We start from the raw sequence: 23,790 nt of genomic DNA on the forward strand, positions 1-23,790 counted from the left end.
TCGCCGGTTCACGCGAACCGCGCTGCCGCGCAGCGAAAGGAGTGTGAAATGAAATCGACAAGACTGGCCGCGGCACTGCTCGCGGCGCTGATGCTGGTGCTGTCAGCGGGATGTACGTCGTCGGGCGGCGGCGTATCGCAAGGATCCGGCATGAGCCGGTATGGCGGCGCGGGCGGCAGCGGAGGGGGCGGTGGCGGAGGGGGCGGCGGCTACTGAAGCGCCGCCGGACAGGTTCGGGCGGGGCATCGTGCGCGAGCGCAGCCGGAAGCCGGCCGCGTCGTGCGCGACGCCCCGCTCCACCGCACGCGTTATCGACGCATGGCCGTCACGTCGGCCGGCGTGACGTTCGCGGGCTGGCCGCCCCACGTCGCGCGCAGGTAGTTCGCGAGCTGCGCGAGTTCGTCGTCGCTCAGCGTGTGCGCGAAACCCGGCATCGGCTGCAGGTTTTCGACGCCGGCAAACTTCTGCTCGTCGATGCCGTCGAGCATCGCGACCAGCAGGTTGCGCGAGTCGCCCTGACGCAGCGTCGAATTGCCGTTCATCGGCACCGCCACGTGCGGCTTGCCTTCGCCGTCGAGGCCGTGACAGCCCGCGCACACCGCCAGGTACACCGAGCGGCCGGCCGCGAGCTGCGCGGCGTCGGCCGACACCGGCTTCACCGGCTGCGGCGCGGGCGGCGTATCGCCGAGCAGGTACACAGACAGCGCGCGCAGGTCGTCCTTCGTCATGTATTGCGTGCTCAGGTGCACGACCGGATACATTTCGCCGAACGCGGAGCCTTGCGGCGCGATGCCGACGCCGAAGAACGTCTGCAGGTCGGTGCCCGTCCAGCCGCGCGCGGCGAGGCCGGCCGGCGTGATGTCCGGCGCGGCCACGCGGCCGAGCGCGGCGCCCGCGAACGGCTTCGCGCCGTCGAGCTGGCCGGTGAACGCTCGCGGCGTGTGGCATTCCGCGCAGTGGCCGAGCGCGCCCGCCAGGTAGCGGCCGCGCTGCCAGTCGGCGGACTGGCCGGTCGACGCGTCGGGCAGGCTGTCCTTCAGGAACACCATGTCCCAGAACACCATGCCGAAGCGCAGGTTGTACGGGAACTTGAGTTCGTGCGCGCGGTTTTCCTGCGCGACCGGCTTCACGGTCTTCAGGTACGCGTACATCGCGTCGGCATCGGCGCGCGTGAGCTGCCGGTACGACGTATACGGCATCGACGGATACAGGCGCTTGCCAGGCGCCTTGCCGTCGTGCAGCGCCGCGTAGAAGTCGTCCGCGCTCCAGCTGCCGATCCCGTGATCCCTGTCGGGCGTGATGTTCGAGCCGTAGAACGTGCCGAACGGCGATTCGAGCGGCGCACCGCCGGCGAACGGTGCGCCGTCCTTCGCGGTGTGGCACGCCGCGCAGTCCGCGGCCTTCACGAGATAACGGCCGCGCGCGACCGGGTCGGCACCGGGCGCGCCGGCAGCCGCGCTCGCTACCGGCGCGTCCTGGCCGCCGCAGGCGGCGAGCAGCAGCGCGCAGGCGGCCGCGAGTGCGGGCAAGCCTGCGGCCCGCGCGGCACGATGGGCGAATATGCGTTTCATGCGGCGTCCTTCACGAGTCCCGGCGTCGTCAGGATCACGTCCTTCACGGCTTCGTAGTAGCGGACGTAACCCGTGCAGCGGCAGATGTGCGCGTTCAGCGCGTCGGTGATGGTGCGCTCGACGTCGGCCTTCGCAATCGGCTCGCGCTTCAGGCGCTCGATCAGCACCGTCGCCGCGTTGACGAAACCCGGCGTGCAGTAGCCGCACTGGAAGCTGAAGTGCTCGAGGAACTTCTGCTGGATCGGCGACAGTTCGACCACTTCGCCCGCGTCGTTGCGCTTCGCGTGGCCCTCGATCGTGCGGATCGAACGGCCGTGGAAGAAATGCGCGCCGGTGATGCAGGTGCGCATTTCCTCGCTCGTGCCGTCCGGCTTGTCGACGATCACGACGCATGCGTGGCAGATGCCCTGCCCGCAGCCGAGCCGCGAACCGGTGAGGCCCGCGTACTCGTGCAGGAACTCGATCATCATCAGCCCCTCGGGCACCGGCATCGGACCGACGGACTTGCCGTTGATGTTCACCGACAGCGGTTTCTGCTGGAAGCGGACGAGCGGGCGCGCGACGGCGGCCGGCGCAGCCGGTGCGGATGCCGGGGCGGCCGACGCCGCGTTCGGCGCGGACGCGCCGGTCGCAGCCGCGCTGGCACTCGCGGCCGAAGCCGCGGTTTGGGCGGTCGTCATGCGAGCACCTCCTGAATCTTTTGCGGTGTCACCGGCAAATCGGTGAAACGATGGCCGATCGCGTGCGCGATGCCGTTCACGATCGCGCCGACCACGGGAATCATCACCACTTCGGCGACACCCTTCGGCGGATCGGTCTCGGACAGCGGCGGCAGGATGTCGCCCGTCTGCGACCACACGGCGACATCGGTCGCGCGCGGCAGCTGATACCGGTTGAAGTTCCACGTGCCGTTGCCAGGGCCGTCTTCGTAGAGAGGCAGATACTCGTGCAGCGCGTGGCCGATGCCCATCGCGAGGCCGCCCTGCAGCTGGCCCGACACGAGCTGCGGCGAGATCTGGTTACCGCACTCCATGATCGAGTGGTGCGTGAGCAGCTCGACCTTGCCGGTCGCTTCGTGCACGGCCAGCTCGACGAGCGTGCCGACCGCCGTGTAGTACGTGACGGCCGCGTTGTTACGGCTCGTCGGCGGGATGAACACGCGCTTGCGGTCCAGCACGCGATAGCCGTTCGCGGTCGGTGCCAGCGTGCCGCGCATCGCGGTCGCGCCGGCCGGCGCGGCGGTGCCCGGCATCGGCCCGTTGTCGCCGGTCTTCGGCGCGCCGACGCGCAGCGACAGCCCGTCGATCGGCAGGCGATCGACCGCGCCGCCCACTTCGAACTCGGCGTCGGTCCATTGCCAGCGGTTGAACACGTGCACGACGGCGCCGGTCGGCAGGCCGAGCGCATGCGCCTGCTTCGCGAGCTGCTCGAACGTCAGCGGCTCGAGGCCGTCGGCGGTCAGCCTGCCGTCGACCCAGCGCGCGTCCTCGATGCGGATCGCGTACGGCGCGGCCTGGCCGCCGCCGAGACCGCGCGTCCAGATCGACATCGCGGCCGGCCACAGCCCGTAGCGGAACACCGCGCGCGCGGCTTCGCGCGTGCTGTGCGTGAAGTAGTACGCGGAGTTCGTCGCGCTCGACGGCGACGCATAGCCCGGCGACCAGCGCGGATTCGCGCTCAGGCGATCCTGGTCGGCCTGCGACATCAGATACGGATCGCCGCTCGTCTCGACCGGCAGGTCCGGCCATTCGGTCAGCGCGACGCGCACGTCGGTCGCCGGGCGGCCGAGCCACTTCGCGACCGCGACGGCCTGCGACGTCGACATCCCGGTGCCGATCTCGGCGGCCGTGTGATGCAGCGACACCCGGCCGTTCTCGTCGAATTCGACCTTCGCGAACGATGCCTCGGCACCCGTGCCGAAATCCTTCTGCACGCACGCGAAGCCGACGCCGTAGCGCTTGCCCGGGTTCGATGCCTCGAATTCGGCCTTGCGCGCCGCACGACGCGTCCACAGCGGATGCTGCCGCGCGCGCTCCAGCACTTCCTCGACGCGCAGCGCGCCGGCGGGAATCGCGCCCTGCGTGTTCTTCATGCCCGAACGCAACGCGTTGCGCAGGCGGAACTCGATCGGGTCGAGGTTCAGTTGCGCGGCGATCTCGTCGACGGCCATCTCGGTCGCGGCCATGCTCTGCAGCGTGCCGTAGCCGCGGGCCGAGCCGGCGTCGATCGCGCGCGACGCGATCGCGACCGCCGCGAGGTCGCTCTTCGGGAAGTAGTAGATCGATTGCGCGGCCGTCGCGCCGACCATCGCCACCGATGGCGAAAAGTTCGAGCGCCCGCCGCCGTTCGCCTCGAAGTCGCCCTTGAACGCCTGCAGGAGGCCCGTGTTGCGATCGACCGCGATCCGGTAACGCATCCTGAACGCGTGACGCTTCAGCGACGTCTGGAACTGCTCGTAGCGGTCGTTCGCGAACCGCACCGGACGGCCGTCCGCGTACAGCGCGCAGACGAGCCCGTAGAACGGCACGTTGCAGTGATCCTTCGAGCCGTAGCCGACCGTGTAGCACGGATGCACGAACAGCTTCTTCACCGGGAAGCGGCATTTCGCGACCATCGCGGCCGCGTTCTCCGCCACCTCGAGCGGCGACTGGGTCGGCACGACGAGGTGCAGCGACTGCGTCGCGGCGTCGTACCAGCCGTTCGCGTTGTCGGGTTCGAGCGCGGCGGTATCGACCGACTGCGTGTTGTACTCGCGCTCGAACACGAGCCAGCCGGCCGGCGGATGATCGAGTTCGGCGGCGATCCGGCCGGCCAGGAACATCCCCTGCTCGTCGAGCCTGCCGTGCTCCCGGCCGTCCGGCCAGACCGGCAGGTGCTTGCGCATCATGCTCGGGAAGATCGGCGCATCCTTCAGGCTCGAGTAGACATCGTCGTCATAAGCCGTCTTGCCGCCCACGCGTACGTAACGGAACGTGCCCCACGGATCGCGCTCGAGCGGGCCCGTGACCGCGCCGTAGCGGATCACGTCGTCGCGGAACTTGAGCGCGTTCTTCGCGAAGCGAAAGCGCGCGAAGTCGTGGTAGATGAGGATCGCGACCGCATGGCCGAGATACGCGGGCGTCTTGCCGGCGGGCAACAGCATGTCGTCGCCGTAGAACGCCGGGAACGCGACGCCGTCGCGCGCGAGGTCGTCGGCCGTGACGACGCGGTCCGGCTTCAGTTCGTCGCCGAGCAGCGACAGGTCGAAGCCTTCGTACGTGCGGTCGGCCTGCGTGACGCGCAGGATCAGCGCGTGCGACTGCTGCTGCGGCCAGTGCGGCATGTCGGCCGCGCGCACGTCGCGGGCGAACACTTTCGCGCCCGTGACCTTCGCGATGCCGTCGATGCGGAACTGGGGGATGCCGGTGACGCTATCCCATTTGACCGGGGTGAGGCGTTTTTCTTCGAAGAGCGCCGCGAACGCGCGGCTGCCGATGGGCGCGACGTAGACCGCGACGCCCGCCAGCACGCTGGCTTTCAGAAAACCCCGCCGTGACAGGCCGTGGTTTTTCATGTGGGGGGAACCTCCTGATGCCGCCCGGACGGCGATCGGGTGTCGCGGCGTTCGGAGCGGCGCGCATTCTGACATTGTTTTGGATATATCGCCTATAGTATTTCTCACATGAAATACTTACTGGATTTCTTATGACGGGATTCGGACGGGCCGCGGCGCCCGGTCGCGGGCGGCCGATGTTTCATGGTAATGTCGTGCGCATCCGGCTCGCCGGTCATCCCGCCACGTGCCATGCGGGGCGGCCGGTGATGAATCGCATCGTGTCGAGGTCAAAATAGCCATGGCAGTCAAGGCACGCCTCCTGAACGCCGTTCTCGCCACGCCCCCCAGCGGCAATCACCGCGTGACGGCCGCGCTGCGCCCGTCGATGCTCGTCACGCTGTTCGAGGACGTGCGCCCGATGGCACTGTCCGGCCTCGCCAGCGCGTTCGTCGCGGCGATCGCGCTGATCCGGCTTCAGCAACTGTGGTGTTTCGTGTGGCTCGTCGTCGACGTCGGCCTGCTCGCCGCGCGGCTCGCGATCGCACGCGCGTATGCGGTGCGCCGCGACGCCGGCGACGATCGCGCCGAGTACTGGGCGCTGCGTTACGCACCCGTGTCGCTCCTCGCATGCTACGTGCTCGGTCTCGGCGTCATGGGTTGCGTGGACTCGTCCGACCCCGAGCTCGGCACGTTGTCGGTGATGGTCGCCGGCGGCGTGTTCGGCGGAATCGCGTCGCGCAACTCGGCGCTGCCCAGGCTCGCGATGACGCAGGTCACGCTCGGCGTCGTGCCGATCGGCCTCGGGGCGATACTGGCCAACAGGCCGGGCGCATGGCTGCTGCTGCCGCCACTTGCGATCTATCTTGCCGCCATGCGCACGGTCGTCCAGCGTCATTACCGCGTGCTGGTCGCGCTGATCGCCGCACGCCAGCGCAACGCCGAGCTCGTCGCACGCTTCGACGCCGCCCTCACCTACATGCCGCACGGCCTGTGCATGATCGACGGCGAGAGCCGCGTGATCGTCGCGAACCGTCGCACCGCTCAACTGTTCGGCTCGCCGCGCGAGATCATGCTGGACGCGCCGCTGCCCGACGTCATCGCGGCGCTCGGCGCGAATACGGTCACCGACCCCGACGGTGCAGGCCTCGCCGTGCAATGCGACGTCTGGCTGAACCATGACGAACCGGACCCACTCGACATCGCGCTCGCCGACGGCCGCCAGCTCGAACTGACACGCCATCGCGTACCGGACGGCAACGCGGTGATCATCGTCGAGGACGTCACCGCGCGCCGCCGCACCGAGCAGCACATCCGGCACCTCGCGCGGCACGACGCGCTGACGGGATTGCCGAACCGCCACGAACTGCACGCCGAACTCAAGCGCATGCTCGCGCATCGGCCGCGGCTGCCGGGCGCCGCGCTCGCCGTCATGTATCTCGACCTCGACGGCTTCAAGGCGATCAACGACCGGTTCGGCCACCAGGCCGGCGATGAAGTGCTCATGCAGGTCGCCGAGCGGCTCGGCAAGACGCTGCCGCCCGGCGAGCTGGCGGCGCGGATCGGCGGCGACGAGTTCGTCGTCGCGCTCGACACGACCACGATGCACGCATGCTCGCTCCTCGCCGCGCGAATCATCCGGCAGATCTCGGCGCCGTATACGCTGTCGATCGGCGAAACCGTCAGCTTCGGGATCAGCATCGGCATCGCGCTGGACGACGGGCACGGCTCCCCGGACGAACTCATCCGCCAGGCCGACAGCGCGCTGTACGACGCGAAGTCGTCCGGCAAGGGAATCTACCGTTTCTATTCGGCCGGAAGCAGCCGCGTGACGCCCGTGACCGCGAGCTGACCGCACGCACGCCCGTTTCCGCCGGCCGCCGCCGCGCTTCCCTGCCTGCCCTTCGGTGTTCGCGTTTCATTCCGGAAACGCTTTGCGTGGTCCGACGCGTGCGCGCATGTGTTTCGCCTCGCCCCGCCCGTGTCACGTGACGTGTTCCGTAACATCGGCCCGCGCCGCGCGTCACGATCGCCGCAAAAGCCCGCACGATCGCAGCGGTGCGCGGTACTTCACGGCTGGCACTCTTATTGCTCCTTGACTGGGAAACAGGATGTTCAGGGAGGCCACACATGAATACCGTCGAAGTCCTCAGCCGCACGGAAACGATCGATCAACTGGACGTGATCGACGGCGCCTCGCTGATCCGGCGGCTCGTTTCCGAGCGCCGCACGCCAGCCGCACGTGAAGCCGCGTGCGTCGACAACCCGCCGCTGACGCTGTACGGCGCATTTCGCCAGGGCGTCACCGATCACGCGGCGCGACGCGCGAATCCGTATCGTGCCGGCAGCCGTTTCTGGGCGCTTTGGGAAGAAGGCCGTATCGAAGCTGAAACATCGGGTCGTTGACGCGATCACGCGCGCCGGCCCTGTCGCGGCAAGGGGCTGACGCGCCACGCGGCGCGCCCGTACGGGCATGCGTATCAGCGCTGCAACATCGCGCGGCTGCTCCGGCTGCGCATGCCACGCGTTAGCGCGCAGGCTGGTGGACGGTGTTCGGCATCGCCGGCACCGCGCCCGCCGCGCGGCGGGCGTTTCCCGATAAGATGGCGGATTCCCGTTCGTCGAACGATGCCGCCATGACCGCCTCCTCCGCACACCGAAATCCCATCCACTGCGAAATCGATCTCGATGCGCAAGGCAAGCATGCGGGCTACCTGCGCCTGCCGCATTCCGTGCATCGCTCCGCATACGGCTGGCTGCCGATCCCGATCGCATCGATCCGCAACGGCGACGGTCCGGTCGCACTCGTGATGGCCGGCAACCACGGCGACGAATACGAAGGCCAGATCATCGTGTCGCAGTTGATGCGCGAGATCGGCCCGGAGATGGTCAGCGGGCAACTGATCCTGCTGCCGATGGCGAATTTCCCCGCGGCCGATGCGGGCCTGCGCGTGTCGCCGCTCGACGAGGGCAACCTGAACCGCAGCTTCCCCGGCGACCCGACCGGCACGCCGACGCAGATGATCGCGCACTACATCGAGCATGCGCTGCTGTCGCGCGCGCAGTATCTGGTCGACCTGCATTCCGGCGGCAGCTCGCTGCTGTACCAGGGCGGCAACATGCTCGCGATCGACCCGCTCGACGACGACGAGGCCGCGAAGCTCAACGGGCTGCTCGTGGCCTTCGGGTTGCCGAACGCGCTGCTGCATGCGCCGAACCCGGTGCATTCGGCATCGGCCGCGCGCCGGCAAGGCGCGATTTCGATCGTCACCGAGCTCGGCGGTGCGGGGATGGCGGATCCGTCGCTGATCCGGCTCGGCCGCCACGGGCTGCTGCACTACCTCGGCCATATCGGCCTGCTGCGCGGCGCGCTCGTGCCCGACGCGCCGCCGACCGTCACGCGCTTCCTGCGCGTCGACGGCGATCGCCACTTCGTCTATGCGTACGAACGCGGGCTGTATGAACCGCTCGTCGAACTCGGCGACCAGGTGAAGGCCGGGCAACCGGCCGCGTGGGTGCACTTCCCCGATACGCCGCTGCGCGAACCGGTGCTGCATCGCTTCAAGGGCGACGGCGAAGTGGTATGCAAGCGCGTGCCCGCGCAGGTGCGGCGCGGCGATTGCCTGTTTCAGCTGGCGGAGGCGTCGACGCCGCCGCGTGTCATCGGCCAATAGGCCAAATCCGGATCCCTCTCCTTTCCGTGCTGTCTGCCGGTAATGGCGGACGGTACGCGTGCGCCATTAACCAACTTGACAAATTAACCCTTTTGGTTATGATCGCAGATGGAAAAGAGCACGCCTCATTGCAAGCTGTCCCGGGTCAAGGCACTCATCGAAATCGGCAACGTCCGATTGACCACGAGTGCGGTGTTCGGTGCCCGGCAACTGGGTTTCACGGAAAGGGAGGCGATCGGTGTCGTGATGTCGCTGGACACCGCTGATTTCTACAAGAGCATGACGACCTACGCCGACCACACGATCTGGCAGGACGTCTATCGGCGTCGCACAATGAACGGTGACGTGTAGCTGAAACTGACCGTGGTAGACGACGTATTGATCGTGTCGTTCAAGGAGCGATGAAAATGAAGTGCCCTGCGTGCGGTGCCGCGAAGCTGGTCCGTGATACCCGAGACATGCCTTACACGTACAAGGGCCGCTCGACGGTCGTTCGCGATGTAACCGGCGACTTCTGTCCGGCTTGCGGCGAGTCGGTGCTTGATATCGACGAGGCAACCCGCCTCGGTGACGCGATAAGCGAGTTCAACAAGCAAGTGAATTCGACCATGGTCGACCCGAGGTTCATCGCGAAGGTCCGCAAGAAGTTGATGCTGGATCAACGCGAGGCGGCCGAGCTATTCGGCGGTGGCGTCAATGCGTTCTCGCGCTACGAAACCGGCAAGACGAACCCGCCGCTTGCCCTTGTGAAGTTGCTCAAGATTCTGGATCGCCATCCCGATCTGCTTGCCGAAGTGCGCGCGGCCTGACACTCCGTTCGGCATTGCGCATGCATCGAACAGGAAATTCGACGCATGCGCACCTTCCTCATCACCACCCCACTCCCCCTGCAAGCCTTCTGACCTCCCCCGCGAAATCCTTATCGAAATTGCTTCGTTCGCCTTTGCCGTCCGCACCGCTAACGTGTTCCAAACGGCGGCGGCACGCCGGATGTCTCGCAGGATCCCCGGCGGCCGCCGCCATCACGACAACCGCGTCGCGATAACGGAACAGACCGGACGGGCCGTGTGCCCCGCCCCCGCCAGGACCGTCCGCATCGCACGCCTCTCGCGATGCCCATGGCCACGAACGACCGCATCATCGACACGACGCCGCTCGACATCCGCGCCCAGCCGCTGATCGACGCGCTGATCGACGAATACGCGACGCGCTACGACGCGTACCGCCCCGACAGCCGCGCGTCCGCACGCGACGAGCTCGCGCGCTACCCGGCCGAGCTGTTCTCACCGCCCGAAGGCGCGTTCGTGCTGCTGCTGCGCGACGGCGAGACGATCGGCGGCGGCGCGTTCAAGCGCTACGACGCGCAGACCGCCGAACTCAAACGCATCTGGACCCGCGCGGACCTGCGCCGCCAGGGGCTCGCACGCCTGATCGTCGACGCCCTCGAACTGCGTGCCGCGCAGCAGGGCTATCGACGCGTGTACCTGACCACCGGCTTTCGCCAGCCCGAAGCGTGGGCGCTGTACGACCGCACCGGCTATACGCGGCTGTTCGATTCGTCGATCGACCCGGAAGCGTACTTCCACCTGCGCTTCGGCAAGGATCTCGCCGATCCGTCGCGCAGGTCGACGCTCGCCGACCTGTGGGCACCGCTGCCCGAAGCCGTGCTGCCGCGCTGAACCGGCCGCCTCATCCGACTCCGTTCCCCAAGACACGACAACAACAGGACGTATCCATGCAACGAGCCATCCCCTTCACGCCGCGTGCGCTCCGCACGCTGGCCGCCGCGCTGATCGGCGTGACCGCGATCGCCGCGGCCGCCGCGACCTTCGACCTGAGCCCCGAGCAGCGAGGCCGCCCGCGAGGCTCGGCCGACGCGGCCGTCGAGCGCGCGGTGCCCGCGTCGTTCAAGTTCGCCGAAGCCGGCACGCTGACGATCGGCGTCGCGCCGAGCCTGCCGCCGATCAGCTCGTATGCGACCGACGCGCGCACGGTGATCGGCTTCGACGCGGACGTCGGCCAGCTCGTGTCCGACAGCCTCGGCCGCAAGCTGAAGATCGTCCCGCTCGCGTGGGCCGACTGGCCGCTCGCGCTCGAATCGGGGAAGGTCGACGCGGTGATCTCGAACGTCACCGTCACCGAGGAGCGCAAGCAGAAGTTCGATTTCTCGACCTACCGCAAGGACCAGGTCGGCTTCTACGTGCGCAACGACAGCAAGATCCAGTCGATCCGCGAACCGAAGGACGTCGCGGGGCTGCGCATCGTGACCGACGCCGGCACCAACCAGGAAAAGATCCTGCTCGCGTGGGACCGCGAGAACGTCGCGCACGGCCTGAAGCCCGTGCAGGTCCAGTACTACGACGACCAGGCGATGCGGATCGTCGCCGTGCAGTCGGGCCGCGCGGATGCCGTGTTCAGCGTGAACTCGGTGCTCGCGTACCAGAGCGCGCAGCAAGGCAAGACGCGGCTCGTCGGCGCGATCAGCGGCGGCTGGCCGCGCACGGCCGACATCGCGATCGCGACGCGCCGCGGCAGCGGGCTCGCCGATCCGCTGACCGTCGCGCTGAACGGACTGATCAAGAGCGGCCGCTACCAGCAGATCCTCGAGCGCTGGAACCTCGCATCGGAAGCGATCGACCAGTCGCGCACGAATCCGCCGGGCTTGCCGAAGAGCTGAGCGCCGCCCCTTCCACGCCTTGCGCAGGAACGCCGAACACCATGTCTTATTCGCTTTCGTTGCTGGACAAGAGTCCGATCGCCGACGGCGCGACCGCCGCCGATGCGCTGCGCTTCACGACGACCCTCGCACGGCGCGCCGAACAGCTCGGCTACGAGCGCTTCTGGGTCGCCGAACATCACGGCACGCCGGGCTTCGCGAGTTCCGCGCCCGAGATCGTCGTCGCGCACCTGCTCGCGCATACGTCGCGCATTCGCGTCGGCTCGGGCGGCGTGATGCTGCAGCACTACAGCCCGTTCAAGGTCGCCGAAACGTTCAAGCTGCTCGCCGCGCTCGGGCCGGGCCGCGTCGACCTCGGCATCGGCAAGGCGCCCGGCGGGCTGCCGCTGACCACGCGCGCGCTCCAGTGGTTTCACGACAAGGCGACGAAGCCCGACTTCGCGGGCCAGCTCGCGGCGCTCGACGCATTCCTCGGCTGGGGCGTCGCCGAAGATCATCCGCTCGCCGGCGCGGTCGCGATGCCGGTGCCGCCGCACGCGCCCGAACGCATCCTGCTCGGCGGCTCGCCCGACAGCGGCGCGCTCGCCGCGCGCCACGGCTGGCGTTTCTGCTACGCGGGGCACTTCAACGGCGACGACGCGAACCTCGAACGCTCGCTGGCCGCATACCGCGACGCGGGCGGCACGCGAGCGCTCGTCGCGCTGTTCGCAGTCGCCGCACCGACCCGCGACGAGGCCGAGCAACTGATCGGGCCACTGAAGATCTTCAGGCTGCGGTTCGCCGGCGGCCAGAGCTTCAACCTCGCGAGCGCGCAGGCCGCCGCCGAATTCGCGCGGCAAAGCGGCGCATCCGACTACCGGATCGACGAGCTGCGACCGACCGTGCTGGCCGATACGCCGGAGCGCGTGCACCGCGCGCTCGACGCGCTGAGCCGGCGGCTCGACGTCGACGCGTTCGTGATCGACTCGCCGGTGACCGATTACGCGGCGCGGCTCGCGTCGGCCGAATGGCTCGGCGGCGCGCAGTCGATCACGCCCGTGCAGGCGGCCCTGTCGGCCGAACCTTCCCTTTCCCCCGACCAGAACACGTGACACGCCCATGACGACCCGACGATCGATTCCCTTCGGCCTGATGCTGCAAGGCGCAGGCAGCCACATGAACGCGTGGCGGCATCCGAGCAACCCGCCGGACGCAAGCATCAACCTCGACTTCGCGATCGGCATCGCGCGCAAGGCGGAAGCCGCCGGCATCGCATTCGCGTTCGTCGCGGACGGCCTCTACATCAACGAGAAGTCGATCCCGCACTTCCTGAACCGCTTCGAGCCGCTGACCGTGCTGTCGGCGCTCGCGGTCGCGACCAGGAAGATCGGGCTCGCCGGCACGATCTCGACGTCGTACAGCGAGCCGTTCACGGTCGCGCGCCAGCTCGCGTCGCTCGATGCGATCAGCGGCGGACGGGCGGGCTGGAACGTCGTGACGACGCCGCTCGAAGGCACCGCGAAGAATTTCGGCAAGGCGCATCCCGACCATGAACTGCGCTACGAGATCGCCGACGAATACCTCGACGTCGTGCAGGGGCTGTGGGACAGCTGGGACGACGACGCGTTCGTGCGCGATCGCGCGACCGGGCGCTTCTTCGATCGCGACAAGCTCCACACGCTCGATCACCACGGGCGCTTCTTCCAGGTTGCCGGCCCGCTGAACATCCAGCGCTCGCCGCAGGGGCAGCCGGTGATCTTCCAGGCCGGCTCGTCCGACACGGGCATCGGGCTCGCGGGCAAGTATGCGGACGCGGTGTTCACGCATTCGCCGTCGCTCGACGAAACGGCCGCGTTCACGCGGCGCGTGAAGCAAAGCGCGGTCGAGCACGGGCGGCAGCCCGGCGACGTGAGGATCTTCCCCGGGGTCGGGCCGATCGTCGGCCGCACGGCCGCCGAAGCGGAAGACAAATACCAGGCGATTCGCGACCTGCTGACGATCGACGAGGCGCTCGCGTATCTCGGCCGCTATTTCGATCACCACGATTTCACGCAGTACGCGCTCGACGCGCCGTTCCCCGAACTCGGCGACATCGGCCGCAACAGCTTCCGCTCGACCACCGACCGGATCAAGGCCGACGCGAAGCGCAAGCACCTCACGCTGCGCGAGACGGCACTCGCCGTCGCGACGCCGCGCCCGAACTTCATCGGCACGGCCGAGCACGTCGCCGACGAATTGATCCGCTGGCACGACGCCGGTGCCGGCGACGGCTTCATCCTCGGCTTCCCGGTGCAGGCCCAGGGCGTCGACGACTTCGTCGACCTCGTGATTCCGGTACTCGAGGCGCGCGGCCGCTACAGCCGCGACCTGCCGGGCAGCACGCTGCGCGACCACCTCGGCCTGCCGCGCAAGGCGAGCCGCCATGCGGCACCCGGCACGTTGCACAAACAGGACGACGCGGCCGAAGCGCACGCGTAAGACCGATGCGCCGCCGCGCGCGGCGCGCCCGACCGACCCGATCGACGACCTTCACCGACATGAGCGACACGACCCATCTCGGCGGCGCGCTGCCGCCACTCACTTCCCCCGGTGTCCGCGACGCCGGCACGCGCCTGCGCATCGTGCCGGCCCGCCACCGGTCGCGCACGGCCGGCACCGTGCTCGCGCTCGTGCTGATTGCACTCGCGCTGCATTCGATCCTCGGCAACCCGCAATGGGGCTGGCCGGTATTCGCCGAATGGTTCCTGTCGCCGCCGGTGCTGTCGGGACTCGCGCGCACGCTGGTGCTGACGCTGCTCGGCGCGGTGTTCGGCTTCGCGCTCGGCGCGTTCGTCGCGCTGGCCCGGCTGTCGCGCTCGCGCCTGCTCGCCGCGAGTGCGTGGACCTTCGTGTGGCTGTTCCGGTCGATTCCGCTGATCGTGCTGCTGCTGATCCTCAACAACCTCGGCTACCTGTACGAACACGTGCGGCTCGGCGTGCCGTTCACCGACATCGTGTGGTTCGACACGCCGACCACCGACCTGATCAGCCCGTTCCTCGCGGCCGTGCTCGGCTTGACGCTGAACCACGCGGCGTTTTCCGCCGAGGTGATTCGCGGCGGGATTCTCGCGGTCGACCAGGGGCAGCTCGAAGCCGCCGCGGCGCTCGGCCTGCCGAGCGGCCGCCAGACCGCGCGGATCGTGTTGCCGCAGGCGATGCGCGCGATCCTGCCGACCGCGTTCAACGACCTGATCACGCTCGCCAAAGGCACGTCGATGGTCTACGTGCTCGCGATGCCCGAGCTGTTCTATACGGTGCAGGTGATCTATCGCCGCAATCTCGAGGTGATTCCGCTGCTGATGGTCGCGACCGTCTGGTACCTGATCATCCTGACCGTGCTGTCCGCGATCCAGGTGCAGGTCGAGCGCCACTATGCGCGCGGCGCGCTGCGCAACCCGCCGCCGTCGGCGCTGACGTTCGTGCTGGCGCGCGTCAGTGCGCTGCGGCGGCGTGCCGCGGCACGCAACGCGACAGTCGCCGCCACGACCCGCGACCACGCCGCGGCCGCGCCGGTGCCGCACGCCGGCGGCGAAGTTGCCGTGCACCACGTGTCGAAGCAGTTCGGCATGCAGCGCGTGCTCGACAACGTGTCGTTCGTCGCGCCGCGCGGCAGCGTGACGGTGATCGTCGGGCCGTCCGGCTCCGGCAAGTCGACGCTGCTGCGCACGATCAACCATCTCGAACGCGTCGACGACGGCTTCATCGACATCGACGGCGAGCTGATCGGCTATCGGCGCGACGGCGACGTGCTGCACGAGCTGAAGGAGCGCGACGTGCTGAAGCGGCGCACGGCGGTCGGGATGGTGTTCCAGAACTTCAACCTGTTTCCTCACCTGACGGTGCTCGAGAACCTGGTCGAGGCGCCGGTCGCCGTCGCGGGCGTGACGCGCGATGCCGCCGAGCGCACCGCGCGCACGCTGCTCGCACGCGTCGGCCTTGCCGATAAAGCCGATGCGTATCCGCGCCAGTTGTCCGGCGGCCAGCAGCAGCGCGTCGCGATCGCGCGGGCGCTCGCGTTGCGTCCGAAGGTGCTGCTGTTCGACGAGCCGACGTCGGCGCTCGATCCCGAACTGGTCAACGAAGTGCTCGACGTGATCAAGGAGCTCGCGCGCTCGGGCACCACGCTCGTGATCGTCACGCACGAGATCGGTTTCGCGCGCGAAGTCGCGGACAACGTGCTGTTCATGGAGCACGGCCGCGTCGTCGAGTCGGGGCCGCCCGCCGTCGTGCTCGACGCGCCGACCCATCCGCGCACGCGCGCGTTCCTGTCGCGGGTGCTGTGATGCGCGCCGCTCCCCACCTGCGAGGCAACCGGCGATGATCGACCGACGCCAGTTCATGACCGCCGCGCTCGCGGCCGCAGCCGGCCTGCGGTGGCACGCGGCCGAGGCCGCCGCCGCGACGGCGGACCTTGATCCGCGCCAGGCCGGCCGGATCCGCGCGTCGCGCGACGATGCGGCGATTCGCGCGGCAAGCCCCTACCGCTGGGTGCGCGACGGGGCCTTCACGGTCGCGATCTCGCCGCACGCGCCGCCGGTGTCGACCTACGCGACCGACGCGCGCACCGTGGTCGGGGCCGATCCCGACTATGCGCAGCTCGTCGCCGACGCGCTCGGCCGCACGCTCGTGCTGGTGCCGATCGCGTGGGCCGACTGGCCGCTCGGGCTCATGTCGGGCAAGTACGATGCGGTGATCTCGAACGTCGGCGTGACCGAGAAACGCAAGGAGAAGTACGACTTCACGACCTACCGGCTCGGGCTGCACGGCTTCTATGTGCGCACCGCGAGCCCGATCGCGAGGATCGCCGAACCGAAGGACGTCGCGGGCCTGCGCATCATCACGGGGGCGGGGACGAGCCAGGAGCGCATCCTGCTCGAATGGAGCCGGCGCAACGTCGCGCAAGGATTGAAGGCAACCGAGCTGCTCTATTTCGACGACGATGCGGCGGCCCGCATCGCGCTGCTGTCGGGCCGCGCCGATGCCGAGCTGAATCCGAATGCATCGCTCGCGTACGAGGCCGCGCGCGATGGCAAGATCCGCCGGGTCGGCGTCGTCAACGCGGGCTGGCCGGCGAATGCCGATGTCGCGATCGCGACACGTCGCGGCAGCGGGCTCGCGCCGGCGCTGACGCTCGCGACGAACGCGCTGATCGGCAACGGCCGCTACGGGCAGGCGCTCGCGCGCTGGGGGTTGCAGAGCGAGGCGGTCGCGCGCGCGGAGACGAATCCGCCCGGGTTGCCGTCGTTCTGACTGGATTTTTGACTGGCTGGACCGGTGTGTCGATGCGTCGATGCACGAAAGCAACTCGCCCCGGCATATCGTTATCGAAATACCGGGGCGAGTTGAAGGATCGAGCGTCGTCGCCTATGCCGTCACCGCCGCATCTTGCCGGTCGAGTTCCGCCACATGCGCATGAATCGCCGGAATCAGATCGCGCCCGTAGGCCGACGCATCGTCGAGCGGATCGAACCCGCGAATCAGGAAGGTCGACACGCCGAGCCGGTAATACGCACCGAGCGCCCGCGCGACCTGTTCGGGCGTGCCGACGAGTGCGGTCGAATTCCAGCGCGCGCCGGTCAGGTTCGCGACACCCATCCACAGCCGCTCGTCGAGCACATCGCCCTGCGCGGCCGCGGCCATCAACCGCTGCGAGCCGGCATTCTGCGGCGCATGGCCGGCGATCGGCTGGCCGTTCGCGACGCGCGCCGCCCGCACGCGCTCGCGGATCGCCTCGGCCTTCTCCCACGCGGCGGCTTCGGTGTCCGCGACGATCGGCCGGAACGACACGCTGATGCGCGGCGCGCGTCCGAACGGCGCGGCAGCGGCCCGTACGCGTGCGATCTGCTCGCGCACCGCGGCGAGCGGCTCGCCCCATGTCATGTAGACGTCCGCGTGCTGCCCGGCCACGGCCAGCGCGGCCGGCGACGAACCGCCGACATAGATCGGCACGTGCGGCCGCTGCACGCCTTTGACGACCGGCGACGCGCCGCGCAGCCGGTAGAACGCGCCGTCGTGATCGACCGGCGCGTCGGCGAGCCAGATGCGTTTGAGCACGTCGAGATATTCGCCGGTGCGGCGGTAGCGCGCGTCGTGCGGCACGAAATCGCCGTCGCGCTGCAGGTCGGTGTCGTCGCCGCCTGACACCACATTCAGCGCGAGCCGGCCGTTGCTGAAGGCGTCGAGCGTCGCGATCTGCCGCGCGGCAGCCGACGGGACGATGACCCCCGGCCGGTGCGCGAGCAGGAGGCGGATGCGTTCGGTCGCGGCGGCCGCGAACGACGCGACGATGAAACCATCCGCCGCGTTGCTGAAATGGCCGACCAGGATCTGGTCGAAGCCGGCGGCTTCGTGCGCCTGCGCGAAGCGCCGCACATAGTCGTGCTGGACGGCGGCGCCGCCCGGTACGTCGACCTCCGCGCCGGGCGTCGCGGTGATCATGCCGATGATGTCGACGGGCATGTCGGGCTGTCCTTCTGGTGGTTCTGGCGGTGAATCGGAAATGGCGGGCTCGACGGCACGGTCACTGCGCGGCGACCGTCTTCTGCACGGGTGCCGCGAACGCACCGGCATACGAGCGGTCGAGCAGCTTCGCCGTGTCGTAAGCGGCCGGAATCACGCCGGCCTTGTGCAGGAAGTCGGCGGTGTTCTGCGCATCCTTCGCCGCCGTGTCGTCGACGGGGCCCACGCGCTGGTGCGCATTGTCGAGCCAGCGGTATGCGACGTCGGGCTCGAGCTTCGCGCGCTTCGCCCACAGGTCCGCGTACTCGCGCGGATGACTGTCGACCCACTGGCGTGCCGCCACCACGCGCTTCAGGAAATCGGTGATCTCCGCCCGCCTGGCCGTCGCCGCCTGCTCGTTCGCGGCGACGAAGCTGAGCGCGGGCATCAGCCCCTGCGCGGTCGTCACGGGCCGTGCGCCCTGCCGCAGCGCGAGCGTGCTGACGAACGGCTCCCACAACGACACGGCGTCGACCGAGCCGTTCGCGAGCGCGTTGGTCGCATCGATCGGCATCAGGTACGCGTACTTGACCGAATCCGCGCGCAGGCCGGCGTGCTCGAGCGCGCGCAGCACGAGCTGCTGGCTCCACGCGCCGCGCCAGACGGCGATGGTCTTGCCCTGCAGGTCGGCGACGGTGCGCACCGGCGAGTTTTTCGGCACGAGGATCGCGACGCCATCGAGGCTCTGCCGCGACACCGCGACGACCTTCACCGGCGCGCCGCGCGCGGCCAGCGTGAGCAGCGCGGAATCGCCGAGGAAGCCGAGATCGATCGCGTTGCCGTTCAGGCTCTCCGCGACGGGCGCGGCGGCCTGGAAATGCTTCCACTCGATCGTGTAAGGCAGGTTCTTCAACACGCCGGACGCCTCCATCGACGCCTGGATGTTGAAGTAGTTCTGTTCACCGACGCGCAGCGTGACGGTGTCTTTCGCGATGCCCGGCTGCGCGGCGAGCGCGAGCAGCAGCGTCGTAACGATTCGGCTCAACAACGTGATCTCCCCGGAGGTTGGCGGGCAGCCGCGCGACGACGGCGCCCTTGGGTCCGCCTGGCCCGACGGCCGGCGGACGGAATGGAACCGGTGAAGATACGTCGATCCGCTTCATGAGACAAACGCAATATTCTGCTTTGCAAAGATGCAAATATTTTATGGAAACGCTGCCGCGAAACAGTGCCGTCCGCCGGATTGCGGGGACGCCGTTCGAATGATTCCTCGACAGATATTTCGTACGCGAAATACATCGCGAACTATATTTCGCATACGAAATAATTACCCGAAACGAGGACAGCGATGAGCTCAGAACCCATCGAATTTTCCGCCGCCGACGGCTATACGCTGCACGGCACGCTGTGGTCGCCGGGCGTGCCGCCGCGCGCGCTGGTGCTGATCCATCCGGCAACCGCCGTGCCGGAGCGGCTGTATGCGGGCTTCGCGCGCTTCCTGACCGGGCGCGGCTTCGCGGCGCTGACCTACAACTATCGCGGCATCGGCGCGTCGCGGCCCGCGCGGTTGAGCGCGCTGCCGGCCCGCATGCGCGACTGGATCGAGCTCGACGTGGGCGCCGCGACCGCGTGGGCGCGCGAGGCGTACGACGGGCTGCCGCTGCTGGCGGTCGGGCATAGCGTCGGCGGCCACGCGATCGGGCTGTCGGCCGGCACCGCGCACCTGCGCGCCGCCGTGCTCGTCGCCGCGCACGCGGGCAGCACGCGGCTGATTTCCCGCGCGGCGGAGCGGCTGAAGGTGCGGCTGATCCTGCGCGTGCTCGGCCCGCTCGCGTCCGCGCTGCTCGGCTACGTGCCCGGCAAGCGGCTCGGGCTCGGCGAGGATCTCCCCGCCGGCGTGTTCCGCGAATGGAGCCGCTGGACCACGCTGCCGCGCTACTTCTTCGACGATCCGACGCTCGGTGCGGCCGAGCGTTTCGCGAAGCAGCGGTTGCCGATCCTCGCGCTCGGCTTCGACGACGATCCGTGGGCGAACCCGCCTGCGATCGACCTGCTGGTAAGCTACCTGACCCGGGCGGCCGTCGAACGCCGCCAGATCGATCCGCACGCCGCAGGCAGCGGGCCGGTCGGGCACATGGGCTTCTTCCGCAGCCGGCCCGGCGCCGTGCTGTGGCCCGCGGTCGCCGACTGGCTCGCGCAGGCGCTCGATGCGCCGCGCGAGGCGGGCCGTCCGTCCCTTTCCATTGCTGCCGGGAACCGAGCTTGAGCGAACACCGACGACTGTTTTTCCTGTTGAACATCGGCCAGCGGCGCGTGCAGCGCTGGGTCGACCGCAAGGCCGAGACCGATGCGCGCGCCAGTGCCGCGCAGGCCGGCGTGCTGTTCTGCCTCGCGAAGCAGGATGGCGCACTGATCGGCGAAGTCGGCACGGTATTGCAACTGGCGCCGTCCGCGATGACGGGGCTCGCCGACCGGATGGCGAAGGCCGGCCTGCTCGCGCGTCACGCCGATTCGGACGACGGGCGCGCGACGCGCCTGTTCCTGACCGACGAAGGTCACGCGGCGCTCAAGCGCGCGCGCGTGCTGCTGCGCGAGCTGAACGGCAAGCTGTGCGACGGGTTTTCCGACGACGAACTCGACGTCGTCGCGCGCTGGCTGCACGCATTGCAGGAACGCTTTCCGGCGGAGCGCTGAACCGCGCCGGCGGCGCAGCGCATCGATCGCAGCAGACAGCGCCGCATCGACACGGTGCGACGCGATCGTCATGATCGAAAGCGATTGTGATTCGCGCTTCCGATTCGTCTCGCGCGCACGCGCCGCGGCAAATTTTGCGTTCCGCGCGCACCGTTTTTCGGCAACGCTTTCCGACTACGCTCTGTTACAAAAAATTACCTCCCGCGCCGCATAGGGTCGCCTACATTGCAATCCACTTCGACGCATTCGTCATATGCACCGACCGGCCTTCCTGTCGGGTCCGCATCGCCTGACCCACCCGACAAGCAATGAAAACGAAGAGGAGTCTTGACCGACGTGCTGGCGGCATCCAGCACACGCGGATTGCGATGACCGTAACGGCCCCCTGAACGACCCGCCCCGGCGCGTGCACGGCATCCGTGCCGCCGCGTACCGGTGCGCGTCGCGCCGCCGTGCCGCGCCATCGCCGCCGCACGTCAACGAGGAGCAGTCCATGCGACGCACGATCGTGTCCCACTTGCTTGTCACCCGCCTGTCCGCCGCAATGGCGATGGCGATGGCCGCCACCGCGGCGGCGCATGCCGACCCGGTGGTCGTTTCGGGCCCCAGCCCGTTTGCCGCCTGCACCATCGGCGGCCCCGGCACGAACTACGTCAATGCCGAGGTCGAACCGTGGCTCTCGGTCAACCCGGCGAACCCGACGAACATGATCGGCGTGTGGCAGCAGGACCGCTGGTCGAACGGCGGCGCCCACGGGCTCGTCGCCGGCTACACGTTCGACGGCGGCGCGACCTGGGCGCGCACGCCGCAGCCGTTCAGCGCCTGCGCGCCCGGCGGGCTCAAGTACGAACGCGCGTCCGATCCGTGGGTGTCGTTCGGGCCGGACGGCACCGCGTACTCGGTGTCGATCTCGTTCAACCAGTCGAACAACGCCAATGCAGTCGGGGCGTCGGTGTCGACCGACGGCGGACAGACGTGGAGCAGCCCCGCCGTGCTGATCGCGAACGACGAGCCGACGACGCAGTTTTTCAACGACAAGGAATCGGTGACGGCGAACCCGGTGAAGGCCGGCACCGCGTATGCGGTGTGGGACCGCCTCGAGCTGCCGAACGGCAACCCGTACGCGAACCTGCACACGGCCGCATTCCGCGGACCGACGTTGTTCTCGAAGACGGTTGACGGCGGCAAGACCTGGAGCCGTGCGAAGGTGATCGTCCACGTGCCGTCGCGCCAGCAGACGATCGGCAACCAGATCGTCGTCGATCCGAAGACGGGCACGCTCTACAACTTCTTCGACCTGATCCAGCCGCCGTTCAGCAAGGCGGCCGGCAAGGTCGCGTTCATCAAGTCGACCGACGACGGCGCGACGTGGACGCAGCCGCAGGTGATCGCCGGGCTGCAGACGGTCGGCGTGACCGATCCGAACACCGGCGAACCCGTGCGCACCGGCGACATCATTCCAGAGCCGGCGATCGATCCCGCGTCCGGGCAGCTCTACGTCGTGTGGCAGGACAGCCGCTTCAACGGCGGCAACTACGACGAGATCGCGCTGTCGACGTCGAAGGATGGCGGCGCGAGCTGGAGCGCGCCGCTGCAGGTGAACACGCCGACCGGGCGCCCGGCGTTCAATCCGTCGGTGCGCGTCAACAACGCCGGCTCGGTGATGGTCAACTACTACGACTTCCGCGACCTGCAGGCCGGCAACACGACGACGCTGCCGACGGGGTTCTGGCGCAAGATCTCGCAGGACGCCGGCGCCACGTTCGCCGACGAGCGGCGCGTCGGCGGCCCGTTCGACATGAAGCTCGCGCCGAATGCGGGAGGCTTCTTCATCGGCGATTACCAGGGGCTCGACGTGGGGCCCTCGTCATCGTTCCATCCGTTCTTCGTCCAGACCAGCGCAGGCAACCTGACGAACCGCACCGACGTGTTCTTCGCGCCGTGATGCGCGCATGAGCCCCGCGCTGCCGCGACGTCCCCCGCGTCGCGGCAGCGTGCCCGAGTGCGCGTCAATGCATGTCGGTCAGCACGACGCGACCGTCGATCTTCCCTTCGCGCAGCCGCGCGAATATGTCGTTGATGTTGCCGAGCCGGTCGCGATGAATATGCGCGCGCACCAGCCCATCCGCCGCGAAATCGAGCGATTCCTGCAGGTCGCGCCGTGTGCCGACGATCGAGCCGCGCACCGTGATGCCGTTCAGCACGGTCGAGAAGATCGGCAACGGGAAATCGCCGGGCGGCAAGCCGTTGAGCGCCACCGTGCCGCCGCGCCGCACCATCCCGAGCGCCTGCGCGAACGCGCCGCGCGACACGGCCGTGACCAGCACGCCGTGCGCACCGCCGATCTCCTTCTGGAGGATCGTTGCCGGATCGTCGACCGACGCGTCGATCGTCAGTTGAGCACCGAGTTGCCGGGCAAGTTCGAGCTTGGCCGGGGAAACGTCGATCGCCGCGACGTGCAGGCCCATCGCGCGTGCGTATTGCACGGCCACGTGGCCGAGCCCGCCAATGCCCGAAATCGCGAGCCACTGGCCCGGACGCGTGTCGGTGACGCGAATGCCCTTGTAGACCGTCACACCCGCGCACAGGATCGGCGCGATCTCGTCGAACGCAACCTGTGCCGGCAAATGGCCCACGTAATCGGGATCGGCCAGCACATATTCCGCATAGCTGCCGTTGACCGAGTAGCCGGTGTTCTGCTGCCCGTGGCAAAGGGTTTCCCAGCCGGTGTGACAGTACTCGCAGTGGCCGCATGCCGTGTAGAGCCAGGGCACGCCGACGCGGTCGCCCTCGCGCACGTGCGTGACGCCCGCCCCGACTGCGGCGACGATGCCGACGCCTTCGTGGCCGGGAATGAACGGCAGCGTCGGCTTCACGGGCCAGTCGCCGTCGGCGGCATGCAGGTCGGTATGGCAGACGCCCGACGCCTTGATGTTGACGAGGATCTGGCCGGGGCCCGGCGTCGGGACCGGCACTTCCTCGATGCGCAACGGTTCGCCGAACGCGTGTACCACGGCCGCTTTCATGGTCTGGGTCATAGGTCGCTCCTGTCTGGTCGATGACCAGGCCAGTATCCGGCCTCGAAACCGGAACGCATTGATACGCATCAACGGGGCAGGAAACGCGTGCGACGGCGGCGGATTCATCGCGAGACATGTTGCGCAGGCCGTCGGTCCGGGTTCGACT

General features: G+C 68.8%; 21 protein-coding genes. 15 read left to right on the forward strand and 6 right to left on the reverse strand.

The genetic code is table 11. The features are described 5' to 3' along the window. Positions 1-48: 48 nt before the first annotated feature. Positions 49-216 (forward strand): hypothetical protein, encoded by a 168-nt coding sequence (locus DIE21_RS37085; RefSeq protein ID WP_185640651.1) that lies wholly within the window; start codon positions 49-51, stop codon positions 214-216. Between the two features lie 92 nt (positions 217-308). On the opposite strand, the gene DIE21_RS03425 is transcribed toward DIE21_RS37085, so the two are convergent. From DIE21_RS03425 to DIE21_RS03435, 3 genes are read right to left on the reverse strand one after another with little or no spacing between them, the layout of a single operon-like run. Further along, a complete protein-coding gene (locus DIE21_RS03425; protein ID WP_124496039.1) occupies positions 309-1,571 on the reverse strand; it encodes a cytochrome c in 1,263 nt (420 codons plus the stop codon). Further along, positions 1,568-2,251 (reverse strand): (2Fe-2S)-binding protein, encoded by a 684-nt coding sequence (locus tag DIE21_RS03430; protein ID WP_124496041.1) that lies wholly within the window; start codon positions 2,249-2,251, stop codon positions 1,568-1,570. Before DIE21_RS03430 ends, DIE21_RS03425 begins: the two co-directional genes overlap by 4 nt. Further along, positions 2,248-5,124: a xanthine dehydrogenase family protein molybdopterin-binding subunit gene (locus tag DIE21_RS03435; RefSeq protein ID WP_124496042.1), complete on the reverse strand. Its 2,877-nt coding sequence runs from the start codon at positions 5,122-5,124 to the stop codon at positions 2,248-2,250. Before DIE21_RS03435 ends, DIE21_RS03430 begins: the two co-directional genes overlap by 4 nt. A 280-nt stretch (positions 5,125-5,404) precedes the next feature. Between DIE21_RS03435 and DIE21_RS03440 the strand changes: the two genes are divergently transcribed. From DIE21_RS03440 to DIE21_RS03490, 11 genes are all read left to right on the forward strand, one after another. Continuing rightward, a complete protein-coding gene (locus tag DIE21_RS03440; RefSeq protein ID WP_124496044.1) occupies positions 5,405-6,955 on the forward strand; it encodes a sensor domain-containing diguanylate cyclase in 1,551 nt (516 codons plus the stop codon). Positions 6,956-7,233: 278 nt separating this feature from the next. Further along, positions 7,234-7,509, forward strand: a complete 276-nt coding sequence (locus tag DIE21_RS03445; protein ID WP_124496046.1) for a hypothetical protein — start codon at positions 7,234-7,236, stop codon at positions 7,507-7,509. A 230-nt stretch (positions 7,510-7,739) separates the two neighbouring features. Further along, a complete protein-coding gene (locus tag DIE21_RS03450) occupies positions 7,740-8,777 on the forward strand; it encodes a succinylglutamate desuccinylase/aspartoacylase family protein (RefSeq protein ID WP_124496048.1) in 1,038 nt (345 codons plus the stop codon). Positions 8,778-8,885: 108 nt separating this feature from the next. Continuing rightward, on the forward strand, positions 8,886-9,128 hold the full coding sequence (locus tag DIE21_RS03455; RefSeq protein ID WP_124496050.1) for a type II toxin-antitoxin system MqsR family toxin: 243 nt from the start codon (positions 8,886-8,888) through the stop codon (positions 9,126-9,128). A 56-nt stretch (positions 9,129-9,184) separates the two neighbouring features. Next, complete coding sequence (locus DIE21_RS03460) at positions 9,185-9,586, forward strand: type II toxin-antitoxin system MqsA family antitoxin (RefSeq protein ID WP_124496052.1); 402 nt, start codon at positions 9,185-9,187, stop codon at positions 9,584-9,586. A gap of 309 nt (positions 9,587-9,895) precedes the next feature. Beyond that, complete coding sequence (locus DIE21_RS03465) at positions 9,896-10,456, forward strand: GNAT family N-acetyltransferase (protein ID WP_124496054.1); 561 nt, start codon at positions 9,896-9,898, stop codon at positions 10,454-10,456. Positions 10,457-10,512: 56 nt separating this feature from the next. Then, entirely contained in the window at positions 10,513-11,454 is a 942-nt protein-coding gene (locus DIE21_RS03470; RefSeq protein WP_124496056.1) for an ABC transporter substrate-binding protein, read from the forward strand. 41 nt (positions 11,455-11,495) lie between these two features. Beyond that, on the forward strand, positions 11,496-12,545 hold the full coding sequence (locus DIE21_RS03475) for an LLM class flavin-dependent oxidoreductase (RefSeq protein WP_124496058.1): 1,050 nt from the start codon (positions 11,496-11,498) through the stop codon (positions 12,543-12,545). Between the two features lie 7 nt (positions 12,546-12,552). Continuing rightward, positions 12,553-13,911 carry an LLM class flavin-dependent oxidoreductase gene (locus DIE21_RS03480; RefSeq protein ID WP_124496060.1) on the forward strand — a complete coding sequence of 453 codons (1,359 nt, stop codon included), beginning with the start codon at positions 12,553-12,555 and terminating at the stop codon, positions 13,909-13,911. Positions 13,912-13,970: 59 nt separating this feature from the next. Beyond that, complete coding sequence (locus tag DIE21_RS03485) at positions 13,971-15,755, forward strand: amino acid ABC transporter permease/ATP-binding protein (protein WP_124496062.1); 1,785 nt, start codon at positions 13,971-13,973, stop codon at positions 15,753-15,755. Between the two features lie 34 nt (positions 15,756-15,789). Beyond that, complete coding sequence (locus DIE21_RS03490) at positions 15,790-16,722, forward strand: ABC transporter substrate-binding protein (RefSeq protein ID WP_124496064.1); 933 nt, start codon at positions 15,790-15,792, stop codon at positions 16,720-16,722. Positions 16,723-16,836: 114 nt separating this feature from the next. Here DIE21_RS03490 and DIE21_RS03495 read toward each other — a convergent pair whose 3' ends face one another. Both DIE21_RS03495 and DIE21_RS03500 read right to left on the reverse strand, forming a co-directional pair. Next, the gene (locus tag DIE21_RS03495) at positions 16,837-17,931 is read right to left on the reverse strand and encodes an LLM class flavin-dependent oxidoreductase (RefSeq protein ID WP_124496066.1); all 1,095 of its coding nucleotides are present in this window, start codon (positions 17,929-17,931) and stop codon (positions 16,837-16,839) included. A gap of 61 nt (positions 17,932-17,992) precedes the next feature. Next, positions 17,993-18,958, reverse strand: coding sequence for an ABC transporter substrate-binding protein (locus DIE21_RS03500; RefSeq protein WP_124496068.1), 966 nt, complete (start codon positions 18,956-18,958; stop codon positions 17,993-17,995). A 300-nt stretch (positions 18,959-19,258) separates the two neighbouring features. On the opposite strand from DIE21_RS03500, the gene DIE21_RS03505 reads away from it, so the two are divergent. From DIE21_RS03505 to DIE21_RS03520, 3 genes are all read left to right on the forward strand, one after another. Then, positions 19,259-20,176, forward strand: coding sequence for a serine aminopeptidase domain-containing protein (locus DIE21_RS03505; protein ID WP_124496070.1), 918 nt, complete (start codon positions 19,259-19,261; stop codon positions 20,174-20,176). Then, positions 20,173-20,604 carry a MarR family winged helix-turn-helix transcriptional regulator gene (locus DIE21_RS03510; RefSeq protein WP_124496072.1) on the forward strand — a complete coding sequence of 144 codons (432 nt, stop codon included), beginning with the start codon at positions 20,173-20,175 and terminating at the stop codon, positions 20,602-20,604. The genes DIE21_RS03505 and DIE21_RS03510 overlap by 4 nt, the downstream gene beginning before the upstream one ends. Positions 20,605-21,097: 493 nt before the next feature. After that, the gene (locus tag DIE21_RS03520) at positions 21,098-22,549 is read left to right on the forward strand and encodes a sialidase family protein (protein WP_124496073.1); all 1,452 of its coding nucleotides are present in this window, start codon (positions 21,098-21,100) and stop codon (positions 22,547-22,549) included. A 64-nt stretch (positions 22,550-22,613) separates the two neighbouring features. On the opposite strand, the gene adhP is transcribed toward DIE21_RS03520, so the two are convergent. Then, a complete protein-coding gene (gene adhP, locus DIE21_RS03525; protein ID WP_124496075.1) occupies positions 22,614-23,642 on the reverse strand; it encodes an alcohol dehydrogenase AdhP in 1,029 nt (342 codons plus the stop codon). Between the last annotated feature and the right edge of the window lie 148 nt (positions 23,643-23,790).

The sequence above is a fragment of the Burkholderia sp. Bp9140 genome (genome assembly GCF_003853425.1).
GTDB lineage: Bacteria > Pseudomonadota > Gammaproteobacteria > Burkholderiales > Burkholderiaceae > Burkholderia.

What these genes read in the sequence shown, in the direction of transcription:
- DIE21_RS37085 (WP_185640651.1), top strand. Translation starts at nt 49, where the DNA reads ATGAAATCGACAAGACTGGCCGCGGCACTGCTCGCGGCGCTGATGCTG.
- DIE21_RS03425 (WP_124496039.1), bottom strand. Translation starts at nt 1,571, where the DNA reads ATGAAACGCATATTCGCCCATCGTGCCGCGCGGGCCGCAGGCTTGCCC.
- DIE21_RS03430 (WP_124496041.1), bottom strand. Translation starts at nt 2,251, where the DNA reads ATGACGACCGCCCAAACCGCGGCTTCGGCCGCGAGTGCCAGCGCGGCT.
- DIE21_RS03435 (WP_124496042.1), bottom strand. Translation starts at nt 5,124, where the DNA reads ATGAAAAACCACGGCCTGTCACGGCGGGGTTTTCTGAAAGCCAGCGTG.
- DIE21_RS03440 (WP_124496044.1), top strand. Translation starts at nt 5,405, where the DNA reads ATGGCAGTCAAGGCACGCCTCCTGAACGCCGTTCTCGCCACGCCCCCC.
- DIE21_RS03445 (WP_124496046.1), top strand. Translation starts at nt 7,234, where the DNA reads ATGAATACCGTCGAAGTCCTCAGCCGCACGGAAACGATCGATCAACTG.
- DIE21_RS03450 (WP_124496048.1), top strand. Translation starts at nt 7,740, where the DNA reads ATGACCGCCTCCTCCGCACACCGAAATCCCATCCACTGCGAAATCGAT.
- DIE21_RS03455 (WP_124496050.1), top strand. Translation starts at nt 8,886, where the DNA reads ATGGAAAAGAGCACGCCTCATTGCAAGCTGTCCCGGGTCAAGGCACTC.
- DIE21_RS03460 (WP_124496052.1), top strand. Translation starts at nt 9,185, where the DNA reads ATGAAGTGCCCTGCGTGCGGTGCCGCGAAGCTGGTCCGTGATACCCGA.
- DIE21_RS03465 (WP_124496054.1), top strand. Translation starts at nt 9,896, where the DNA reads ATGGCCACGAACGACCGCATCATCGACACGACGCCGCTCGACATCCGC.
- DIE21_RS03470 (WP_124496056.1), top strand. Translation starts at nt 10,513, where the DNA reads ATGCAACGAGCCATCCCCTTCACGCCGCGTGCGCTCCGCACGCTGGCC.
- DIE21_RS03475 (WP_124496058.1), top strand. Translation starts at nt 11,496, where the DNA reads ATGTCTTATTCGCTTTCGTTGCTGGACAAGAGTCCGATCGCCGACGGC.
- DIE21_RS03480 (WP_124496060.1), top strand. Translation starts at nt 12,553, where the DNA reads ATGACGACCCGACGATCGATTCCCTTCGGCCTGATGCTGCAAGGCGCA.
- DIE21_RS03485 (WP_124496062.1), top strand. Translation starts at nt 13,971, where the DNA reads ATGAGCGACACGACCCATCTCGGCGGCGCGCTGCCGCCACTCACTTCC.
- DIE21_RS03490 (WP_124496064.1), top strand. Translation starts at nt 15,790, where the DNA reads ATGATCGACCGACGCCAGTTCATGACCGCCGCGCTCGCGGCCGCAGCC.
- DIE21_RS03495 (WP_124496066.1), bottom strand. Translation starts at nt 17,931, where the DNA reads ATGCCCGTCGACATCATCGGCATGATCACCGCGACGCCCGGCGCGGAG.
- DIE21_RS03505 (WP_124496070.1), top strand. Translation starts at nt 19,259, where the DNA reads ATGAGCTCAGAACCCATCGAATTTTCCGCCGCCGACGGCTATACGCTG.
- DIE21_RS03520 (WP_124496073.1), top strand. Translation starts at nt 21,098, where the DNA reads ATGCGACGCACGATCGTGTCCCACTTGCTTGTCACCCGCCTGTCCGCC.
- adhP (WP_124496075.1), bottom strand. Translation starts at nt 23,642, where the DNA reads ATGACCCAGACCATGAAAGCGGCCGTGGTACACGCGTTCGGCGAACCG.